This window comes from Streptomyces sp. NPDC033177 (assembly GCF_055577715.1).
In genome coordinates this window covers 170922-180796 of sequence record NZ_JBVIPS010000010.1, presented here as the reverse complement: position 1 = coordinate 180796, position 9875 = coordinate 170922, and the positions used below count along the sequence as shown (strand labels likewise).

At 68.9% G+C, this 9875-nt stretch carries 11 protein-coding genes; 1 reads left to right on the top strand and 10 read right to left on the bottom strand.

Translation table 11 applies throughout. The features are described from left to right. Positions 1–216: 216 nt before the first annotated feature. The gene (locus ACZ5U5_RS31550) at positions 217–2790 is read right to left on the bottom strand and encodes a hypothetical protein (RefSeq protein WP_469028449.1); all 2574 of its coding nucleotides are present in this window, start codon (positions 2788–2790) and stop codon (positions 217–219) included. Positions 2791–2917: 127 nt separating this feature from the next. On the opposite strand from ACZ5U5_RS31550, the gene ACZ5U5_RS31545 reads away from it, so the two are divergent. Next, positions 2918–3448 (top strand): hypothetical protein, encoded by a 531-nt coding sequence (locus tag ACZ5U5_RS31545; RefSeq protein ID WP_469028446.1) that lies wholly within the window; start codon positions 2918–2920, stop codon positions 3446–3448. A gap of 411 nt (positions 3449–3859) precedes the next feature. On the opposite strand, the gene ACZ5U5_RS31540 is transcribed toward ACZ5U5_RS31545, so the two are convergent. The 9 genes from ACZ5U5_RS31540 to ACZ5U5_RS31500 form a co-directional block, all read right to left on the bottom strand. Next, the gene (locus ACZ5U5_RS31540) at positions 3860–5920 is read right to left on the bottom strand and encodes a phage tail protein (protein WP_469028443.1); all 2061 of its coding nucleotides are present in this window, start codon (positions 5918–5920) and stop codon (positions 3860–3862) included. A 248-nt stretch (positions 5921–6168) separates the two neighbouring features. Beyond that, positions 6169–6639: a DUF7426 family protein gene (locus ACZ5U5_RS31535; RefSeq protein WP_469028440.1), complete on the bottom strand. Its 471-nt coding sequence runs from the start codon at positions 6637–6639 to the stop codon at positions 6169–6171. Further along, complete coding sequence (locus ACZ5U5_RS31530) at positions 6639–7166, bottom strand: phage tail tube protein (RefSeq protein WP_469028438.1); 528 nt, start codon at positions 7164–7166, stop codon at positions 6639–6641. The genes ACZ5U5_RS31535 and ACZ5U5_RS31530 overlap by 1 nt, the downstream gene beginning before the upstream one ends. A 12-nt stretch (positions 7167–7178) precedes the next feature. Then, a complete protein-coding gene (locus ACZ5U5_RS31525) occupies positions 7179–7610 on the bottom strand; it encodes a minor capsid protein (protein WP_469028436.1) in 432 nt (143 codons plus the stop codon). Further along, on the bottom strand, positions 7607–7957 hold the full coding sequence (locus ACZ5U5_RS31520) for a hypothetical protein (RefSeq protein ID WP_469028433.1): 351 nt from the start codon (positions 7955–7957) through the stop codon (positions 7607–7609). Before ACZ5U5_RS31520 ends, ACZ5U5_RS31525 begins: the two co-directional genes overlap by 4 nt. Continuing rightward, a complete protein-coding gene (locus tag ACZ5U5_RS31515) occupies positions 7954–8271 on the bottom strand; it encodes a hypothetical protein (protein ID WP_469028431.1) in 318 nt (105 codons plus the stop codon). Before ACZ5U5_RS31515 ends, ACZ5U5_RS31520 begins: the two co-directional genes overlap by 4 nt. Then, complete coding sequence (locus ACZ5U5_RS31510; protein ID WP_469028429.1) at positions 8268–8657, bottom strand: head-tail connector protein; 390 nt, start codon at positions 8655–8657, stop codon at positions 8268–8270. Before ACZ5U5_RS31510 ends, ACZ5U5_RS31515 begins: the two co-directional genes overlap by 4 nt. A gap of 4 nt (positions 8658–8661) precedes the next feature. After that, on the bottom strand, positions 8662–8850 hold the full coding sequence (locus ACZ5U5_RS31505; protein ID WP_469028427.1) for a hypothetical protein: 189 nt from the start codon (positions 8848–8850) through the stop codon (positions 8662–8664). Positions 8851–8853: 3 nt separating this feature from the next. Beyond that, entirely contained in the window at positions 8854–9861 is a 1008-nt protein-coding gene (locus tag ACZ5U5_RS31500) for a major capsid protein (protein ID WP_469028424.1), read from the bottom strand. Positions 9862–9875 lie beyond the last annotated feature (14 nt).

Genomic DNA, 9875 nt, shown 5'->3' with positions numbered 1-9875 from the left:
TAGACCCCGGGCCGCGATCACTCGCACAAGGCCAGCTGGAGCCGTGTCGCCGACATCAACGGCCCCAGCCCTGCCCTTGCGGTACGCAGGGCACTCCCGCGCTCTGCTGACGCAGGGGCGTCCTGTGCAGGGACGCGAGCGAGGGGAGCCCTTGTGTCCTTGCAGAACGGCCGTCGCCGCGGTTGCGGCGGCGGCCGTTGGGCGTAGAGGCGTCAGCTACAGGGCGGCGAATGCGGGGCGGCCGAGTTGCACGGCGGCGCTCGCGGGGTGATTCAGGACGAGGCCGTCTGTGCCGCGGGTGACGGTGAAGGCGAGCCGTCCGGCGGTCGTGGACGGTGCGATGCCGTGCACGTCGAGGTGTTCGCCGCCGATCTGTACGGCGATGGGGAACACGCCGGGCGCCTCGCCGTCGAGGGTGGGGCGCAGGGTGAGGCGGGTCGCGATGAGCACGTCGACGATGGGTGGGTGGTCGGGGACGGTGGCCGCGATGTTGGCGAACGCGCTACCGGCCGGTGCGGTGAACGTCTCCTCGAACCAGACCCATGCGCCCGCGGCCACGGCCTGACTGCTGGCGGAGGTGTCGAGGTACTCGCCCGCGGCGTCAAACCAGTTGATGTCGAGGTCAACGGTTCGGGCGGTGGCGGAGCGCAGCCACCCCGCGACGGTGTAGCGGGTGCCTGCGGTGACGGGCAGGAGGTCACTGCCGACGTTGGGGTACTCCTCGACGCCGTCGGGGGTGAACTGCACGGCCCATGCGCCCATCCCCGCCCCGCGGTCCGGGGTGGGGATGCGGGCCAGGGTGCCGCCGTAGGGGGTCCAGCCGTCGAGGCCGGCGGGCATGTCGCCGTTGGTATTCAGCGGGAGTGCGGCCGTGGGCCACGGCGGGCCCCCGGTGACCTGGACGTCGAGCACGGTCGCGGCCTGGTCGACGGCGGCGGCCAGTTCGGTGCCGTCGCTTCCCACGACCGCGTACTCGACGTCGTCGAGGGTGACGACCAGCCACGGCCCGCCGGGCGAGCACGTGAACTCAACGTCCCACGTGCGCACGCCCAGGGTCTCGGTGTAGCCCTCGACCAGCAGCTCGACCGTGCCCGGTGGGAGCCACGGCGGCGGGTGGAGGATGCGGGCGCGGGCGCCGACGTCGACCGCGGCGACCGCCTCGGCCAGATGCGGCGCCTCATGCAGAGCCACCGACACGGACGGGTAGCGCGCCTCGTCCCACGTACCGCGGTGCAGCCCCCACCACGCGTAGGGCGAACACTGATCGTCGGAGTACAGGTTGAGAGTCCGGCTCTCGGTGTACCGGCCGATGCCGTCCGGCGGCGCCAGAACCGAAAGAGGGCCGCTCTCGCACACCGCGCGCGCCGAGCTGCCGCCCGTGCGCGCCACCGTGACGTCGTTGCGCACGGCCTGGTCGTCGTCGACCGGTTCGAGCGGGGCGACAACCTCGCGGGCGGCGTAGTCGAGGGTGAGCGCGGGCGCCTGGGTGTACAGAGTGGCGCGGGTGCGGTAGGCCAGTGCGAGCGCGTCGCGCTGCTCGTGGAACATGCCGCCGTCAGCGTCCGCGGCCTCCTGGAAGAGGTCGAGCAGGGCGGCGACGGACTGCGCGCCGAGGCGGGTACCGGCCGCGTTGAGGCGGCCGGTGTAGATGAACGGAATCCTTTCCTCGCGGGCGATGCGTTGCAGACGGGTAGACAGGCTCTCGCCCGCCCATCCGACCAACGCGGCGCCGGTCCCGGTGTACGCGGCGGCGGTGTTGGCTAGGACGACATGCCCGACGGCGACCTCGCCCGCCGTGCCGCCGCCCACTGTGATGTGAGTGATCCGGCCGACGGCGTTGTTCACCGTGTTGCCGCTCCACGACGGGACCGGACCACCTTCGTAGGTGTAGGCGTCGAGGTCGACGTAGTAGAGCCGCCAGTCGGTGACAGGGCCGTCGTCTATGAGGTCAAGGCCGATGTTGACTCTCTTGCCGAGCAGGGAGTTACCGCCGCCCGTCAGGCGGACGAACTCCAGCCCCAGAACGGTGCGGCCGTACATGCTCAGCCGCCCGTCAGGGCGCAGCGTGATGGTCCACCGTGAGACGATGCCGGTAGTGGCGAAGCTGCACAGCACGGTCTCGGCTTCGGGCGCGGTGTCCGGGAACGCGGCGAAGAAGCGCAGGGCGTTTTCCCCGGTAGCAGGGTAGGCCGGCACGGTGCCGGTAGCCGCGCCCTCGCCCACGGTGGGCAGCGCGTCGGATGCCTCATGACCGGTGTAGGCGGCAGGTTTGATCCCGGTCATGGTGATGCGCATGGGAGCCGCGCCGGGCATCGCCGAAGCGAACTCGGTCGCCCCCGCCCCGTCCTCCAACGGCCAGTACGCCACGACGGACGTGCGGGCGGGGTTGGAGAACTCGCGACGCATCGCAGATTGCAGCGGCGCCGCACCCTGCCCCAGACGGCGCAGGATGCCCGCGGCCGTCACGGACACGCGCACGTCGTGCGGAGTACCCCACTTCACGGGCCATCCGGGGACCTCGCCCACAAAGCGCACCAGGCGCGGCCCGGCGGGGCCGAACGGAGCGATGGACACGCGCACGGGGGTGTTGCGGCCAAGGCGCCCGTACAGGTCAGAGCGCGGGTTGCGCGGGCTGTACCTGCCGGTCTCGTTGTTCAGGACGAACGCGCAGGTAGCCGCATCCGTGCGGGCGCCCTCGTCGGGGCGCCCGCGCGTGATGGTGATCGGATTCCCGGTGTAGACGTCGAGGGTGATGTCCAGCCATGTGCCGTTGAGTTGCAACTCGACCAATGCGCAGAGCGGATCATTAGGGAAGGACAAAAGAGTACCTGCCGACGGAAAAATGGTGCCTGGTGAGAGAAAGCGGGGCGGAAGTTTTAGGAGTGAGCTACGGGTCGTATTTTGGATCTTACGGATAGTGGCCCGATTCTCCTTAGGGCGGTTGCAGGATGGTTCTCCTGGTAGTAACTTCCGCCATCAGTTGCAACGCAAGGGGGAGGAAATGTCGTACCTGCTAAATCCGAGCTTTGAGGACCAAAAGAACGCCCAATGGCGGCGCGTAAACATCGAGCACGCGGTCAGCTTCGATGTAGTGCAGGGGAATGCGCAAATTCCCGCGAAATCCGGAGATTTCTATCTCGCAGTCCGCTCGACGGTGCCGGGTGGATCGATTGCGCAGGATTTCACTGTGCAGGGCGTCAATAGCATTTCGGCCTTCGCGTGGGTGCGTGCTGGTGTGGGGCAGGTCAGGGGAACGCTGGCCATCTGGCAGCTCGGCCAGCCGGATCGACCGATGCCTGCGCGCTTCACAGCGACAAACGCAGACTGGTCGCTAGTGACATCTACATTGGATCTGACGAGTGTCGCATCCAATAAAACAATTCGTATCGAGTTTTATCTCGATACGCCGAGTGCTGATCTCTTGGTCGACAGTGTGAACGCGTTCTGACGTGCTGCATTAGATTCTGTCCTGAGAGGGGCAGGATCTGATGGTTGTGGCACTTCAGGTAATCCAGTCATGGTGAGGCGCGTCGTCAGACGGTCGAAGACTTGGGTGGCGCGCTGTCCATTATTGCGTCCTGGTCAACCCTCTGTTCCCAAGTCGCAACACACGCCCCCATTCCAAAGGTGACGATATCCTGCATATGGCAGAGAGGGGGGTGTATGGCTGACTGGTCCTGGAAGCCGGAACCGGGAGAGCCATGGAGCTGCTGGGGGTGTCTCGGATTCCTCGCAGTGCTGGTTGGGCTTGCCCTCCTGGGCATGATGTTCCTTCGAGGGGAGATTGGGCCTGACTTGCGCTAAATAAGAACGATCATTACGGAGCAGCCCTTAACCCCTCCCAAGGGGCTAAGCGGTGTCAGGTGCCGAATGCAGTCTGTACGCTGCCGCGCCCGTCGACGCGGACCATACGGCGGATCACGCGCTTCCATTCACCGTCTGCGCCGGTGACGTCGATGACGATGCGTGCGCCACCCGCGCCCGCACCGCCAGTGGCGGCGTTGGTCTGGGCGGCCATGGCGGCGGCCGTGGCCTGTCCGGGGGTGGGCGTGGTGACGAGATTGCGCATGGTCCGATCGACCGCGCCCTGTCCCGACTCGATGCCGTCGACGACACCCGCGGGAATCCACTGACCGATCTCCTGCGCCATGACGCGAGAGGGGCTGTTGATGCCGAGGGCGTCGGCAATCGGCCCCGGAATCATGGCCTTGGCCCAGCCGATCAACTTGTCTTTGATCCACCCGCCCATGGCCTTGATGCCGTGCCACAAGCCGCGCACGACGTCGCGGCCCTTGCCGGTGAGCAGGGAGGCAAGAGAGCCGATGCCGCTTGCGATGCGGCGGGGCATGCCGCGAACCCACGCGATGAAGTCGGATGCCTTTTGGCCGGCGGCCGTGCGGAACGCCTGAAAGCCGCGCGAGGCGGAGGCGCGCAGACTGCCCGGCAGACCAGACAGCGCGGATACCGCGCGGCCGGGCAGACCAGAGAGCCAGACGGTCAGTTCAACGACCTTGGCAACCGCGGCATCCTTCGCACCGCCGAACCAGCCGGACAACTTCCCAGGCAGGGAGGCGAACCAGTTCAACGCGGTGCCGATGCCAGATACGGCCGTGTCGGTAGCCGACTTGATGAAGCCCCACGCAACCGACCACGCCTGTTGCAGCCAGTCGGTCTTGGTCGCGATCAACACGACGATGGCGACCAGGGCGACAATCGCGGCGATGATCCAAAACACCGGGCTTGCGAACATGCTCGCGTTGAGCGCCCATTGGCTACTCGTCCAGATCGCGTTACGCGCGGCCACGACCGTTTGAGCCAGCGCCCACGCCTTCGTGGCCACGGTCACGGAACCGATGACCACGGCAAGCGCCGTCAGTACCGGGGTCGGAACAGCGCTGATCATCTTCGCGAGGTACAAAGCGAGTTGGACCGTGACGCCGAGCAGTGGTGAGAGGGCGACGAGTAGCTCGACGGCGGCGCCGGCGAGACTGGCCAGGGTGGTGCCGCCCTGTTCGGCCAGGTCGAGGAAAGCCGCGAAGCCTGCGGAGTCGTCGAGCGAGGTGCCCCAGTCGGCGAATGCGGCGGACATGGAAACCAGGCCGCCGGTCACCCCCGCGGAGGCGGGCAGGAACGCTTGCAGCATGCCCGCGAAACCCACCGCGAAGTTCTTGATCACGGTGAGGATGTCGCGGAGCGCGGGTCCGGCGACCGCGGCTGTCTCGCTTACCCACTCCTTGAACTCCGCGGACTTGATGCCCGCTGAGACGTCGTCGAAGAACCCTGAGAAGGCTGTCGCGGCGGCCTCGACGAACGGGGTCAGGCTGGGGAGCAGGTCACGCAGGACCGTGATGCCCTTGGTGACCACGGGCATGGTCGTGGTCGACAGCGCGTCCGACCATGCTTTGTAGTCCGACTTCAGGCCGATGAACGCGGTTGCCGCATCCCGCGTCGCGGGCGGGAGTTCGGCGAGCGCGTCTGTGTATGCCTTCTGCTTCTCGGCCGCGTCCTCGGCGCCCTCGGCGGCGGCCTTCTCCGCCTCGGCGGCGAGGTCGGCGACCCCCTGTACGGCCTCCATCTGCGGGCCGACCGCGGCAGAGAACGCCTTGACGGCCAGACCTGCGGCGAGGGTGCCCGCGGCCAGGCCGCCGAGCGCGGCCGTTCCGGCGGCCACCAGCGGGACCGCGCCGCCGACCAGGGCAAGGCCCTTGGCCGCGCGGACCGCGCCGGACCGGATGTTGTCGCCGAGCGCGCCGCCCATCGCGGCGGAGTCCGCGACGAACCGGCCGCGCAGGTCCCGCAAGCGGCCATCGGTGCCGCGGGTGAGTTCGTCGAGTCCGGCCCGCGTACGCGCGAGGCCGCGCTGTGCACCGGAGTCGTCAAGATCGATATAGCCGGTGAGTTCGCCGACGGTCAGCGCCACCGCGCCCACCTCCCGTCGTGCTTGGTGGTGGGCGCGGGCCGCTACAGCAGCGGACTACCGCGGGGGTTGTTCAGGCGGTGCGAAGTGGCGCGAGAGCCTGCTCTCGGCCGAGAGCAGGCCGAAGATTCTCACGCGCAGCCATCGCCAGGAGCGGGCGCGCATGAGGGTCCGGTCGCCGACGTCGACGCCGTAAATCTCGTGTAGGTCAGCCTCGATCAGCGGCCACTGGTCGAGGAGTTGGAGCCAGGTCAGCGACGCTTGCGCCGTGCGCGGGCCGGTGCCGGGCGGCCACTCGTACCACTCGTGGAGCCCTGAGACTGGGTCGTATTCGCCCCGCCCGATCGGCGCTGCTGCCGGTTCGGGGCCAACCGAGAAGGGTCGCCACCACTGGACCAGACGCGTTCGGCGCTGGCCTTGTCCTGCACCACCCACGCAATCGCGGTACGTGCGGCGTGCTTGAGCGCTGGCCAGGACACGCCGTCGGCGAGCATCTCGTCGTAGGCGGGGCCGAGCAGGTCGCGGTACAGGTCGCCCTCGGCGGCATCGCCGAGGGCTTCCTCGTCCACCTGCCCGCCGCTCGCGGCGACGGCGGCGGCCTGCACGATGGTCTGCACGCGCAGGCCGGTATCGGCCGAGGGCGCCAGGATCGTGTAGCGGCGCCCCTTGATGGGGAGCACCAACGTTTCTTCGAGCAGCTCGTCGAGGGCCTCGAACGCCATTACGCGGCCACCTCCTTGACGAGAGCGAACGTGCCGCCCCCGGCGGGCGCAACCGGGTTGGTGATCTTCTTGCGGGGGCCCTTGCCGGTCAGCGTGACCTTGACCGTGTCGAGGTCGTCGGACGCGCCGCCCTCGGGCTCCCAGGTGACCAGGGCGCGGCCCTCGTACGCCTCGTCGCGGCCCTCGCGGTCGTAGTAGCGCACGTGCACGCGTGAGGCGACGCCGAACGTTTCGGACGCAAGCCGGATCTTTTCCTGTGCGGCGTTGAACGCGCCGGTCTCGGGGTGGCAGCGGTGAGCGATCTTGGCCTCGATCGACCAGGCGAGTTCGGTCACGGTGCTGTCCGCCCACCCCTCGTCGTCGTAGGTCGTCGACTTCTGCTGAGTGGGCTCGACCTTGGGGGCGAACTCCTGGATGCCTGGCACCAGGGTCCATACGGGCGTGGTGTCGGTGCCGGTGTTGAGTTCGAGGCGGTAGCGGCGCGCGAGCGCGGTCTCGGTCTCCGCCGGCGGGGTGGGCGTACTCATGGCGGGGTCCTCCTATTCGAGGCGGGGGTGCGGGCGGTGCCCCCGCAGGCGGTAGTTACTGGTGCGCTCCTGGCGGCCGTTGGCATCGGCGCCGAGCGGAGCGGAGGAAAAGCGGTAGATCAGCGAGATACGGGCACTGCCGAACGTGTGCCGTCCGGAGGCATGCAGCACGGCGAATACGGCGTCGTCGAGGGCGGCCACCTCGCGCGGGTCGGGGCCCGCGCGGGTGCGCACCTGCACGGCGAGCACGGTGTCGGTCAGGGCCGCGGACTCCTCCACCGGATACGGGGTCAGGCAGATGACGCGGCCGGGCCCCTCGGGCATGACGGTGTCGGTGATGGCGGTCTCGCCCGCGGCATAGACGCCGTCGGGCCGGTAGGTGCCGACGTTGTGCTCGTCGAGCAGGCGGGCCAGGCCCTCGACGACGTCGGGCAGGAAGCTCACCGCAGCGACCGCCGCACCTGTGCGGCGATGATCTCGCCGACCGCGTCGGCCTCTTCGATCAGGGGGCGTTCGAGGTACTTCGCGGTACGGCCCGCGTCGTGCTGGTAGTCCATCTCTTCGTGTTGCCTGATGGCGTAAGGAGTGTCGTAGGCCACCGCGGCGGTGAGCGCGCTCTCGTCGACGGTCGCGGTCCCGGAGCGTTCGAGGGTGGCCTCTTCAATGGGCACGCGGCGGCGGGACACTTCGAGAACGTGCTCGGCGCCGAGCCGCAGACCGCGGGCGGCGCCCTGGCGGGTCGCCGCGATGATCGCGTCGCCGTTCCATCGCAGTCGGGTGCGCTGGGTCATTCGCACATCACCTCCGTACTGGCGGGCACGGGCAGACCGGGCGCGGTGTGGTGGGCGACGCTGATGGCGGTCGTCTTGCGGCTGTCGGGCAGGGTGATGCGCGACTCCGCCGGGCAGGCGAGGCCCGGCTCGGCGATGATCTGCGCCGTGCTGATGACCTCGCGCCCCTCGCGGTTGCGCACGGTCTTGACGGTCTCGGAGACCAGGGCGGGCACGTCCGCGACCGCGGGCCCGTACTGCTTGCCGTACGCGGAGGTGCCGAGGTAGGGCTCGATGGTGATGCGGTGGCGCAGTAGCCAGCGGGGAACGTTCACCAGATCACCCCCGGCAGCAGTCCCGTCCGCGTGAGCGCGCGGTGCGCGCGCGGGGCGAGGTCGACGTCGCCGGGTGCCTGCGGGCCGCCCTTGCGGCCGGACATGGCCACGGGCCCGATGCTCACGGAGTCCCAACGGCCCGCCGCTCCGGTGCCGTCATCCCCCGTGGCGAGTTGGTACTCGACCTGAGCACAGACGGCGTCCCGGAGCGCGGCGACGATGGTCGGGTCGGTGGGCATGCCCGCGTCGTCGGTGAGGTAGACGGCCCGTACGAGCGCGTCGTCGATGTCCTCGGACGCGCGGGCGAGCAGCCGCTCGGCATCAGGCGGCGTCGGTTGGCCGGTCCACGCCGTGAGCTGCTCGGGGGTGGCGTAGACACGGGACACGGGGTTACTCCTTCGTTGCCTCGGGCTTCGCCGCGGGCTTGCGCTTGGACGCGGTGTCCTCGACGTCGTAGCCACGGCGACGGGCGTAGGCGATGGCGGCCGGGTCGTCGGTCTCGGCCTGGCCGTCGACGAAGTGCAGGCCAGCTACGCCGGGCCCGCTGAATCCCTCAACAGGGGTGCGGATCACTGCCATGGGTCAGCCCACCTTGACGTTGCGGAAGACGGACGCGGCCTTGGTGCTCTTGAGCGCGACGCCGACGGGGCCGAGTTCGACCTCGCCGAACTTGACGGCGCCCGGAGTGTCGAAGCTGGGGAGCCACTGACGGACGACGATTCCGCCCATGCAGGCCACGCCGAAGAATCCGTCGAGGCCGACGCGGTAGGCGTACAGGTCGGTAAGGCCGGTCACGTTGGTCTGCGCGCCGACGGTGCGGGTCTCAACCGGGATGATCGGGTTGTTCGATCCGGCCTTGTCGCCCGGGTCGGCGAACACGATGTCGCCGTACTGCTCGCGGACGATCGGGCGGCCGTTCGGGCCGAGCAGACCGTCGAGCGGGTTCTGTGTGTACATGCCCGCGCGGCGCGCGGCGGCGCGAACGCGGGCAAGGGCCCGCTTGTTGCCGAGGATGATGGTGGGCGAGCCATCGAGCAGCGAAAGCCACTCGTCGATGGCGTCGAGTGCCTTGTGTTCGGCGCGCGCGTTCGTGTCGAAGTCGGACCAGTCGGTGACGATGCCGGCGCGAAACTCGGTGGCGGTGCCGGTCAGTGCCTTGTCGAGGCCGTCGAACGACTCGGCGTCGACCGACACATCGCCGTTGATCACGGTGTCTTGGAACTGGGTGCGGGTCGCCTTGATCTTCTGGGTCATGTTCAGCGTGACGGCGCCGGACGCGGCCGGGCCGACCCGGGCAACGACGCGGTCGACGCGGAATGCTCCACCCATCACCTTCAGGTCAACGGTGTAGCGCTGCGTCTGGACTTCCGACGCGGTGTACTCGGTGTTGATCGGGCGGAATGACGCGGTCGGCTGAGTGATCAGTCGCCGGTATCCGTAGGTCAGGGTGTCGCCCCCATCGGCAGGGTTGACGACGTCGGCGAACGTGAGCGAGTCGAGGATCGCGGATTCCTTGCGGAACTCGTCGATCACGGCAACGTCGATGTCGTCCTGTGCGTTGTTCTTCGCCTCGGCGAGAGTGACGGGCATGGGGTGCTCCTAGG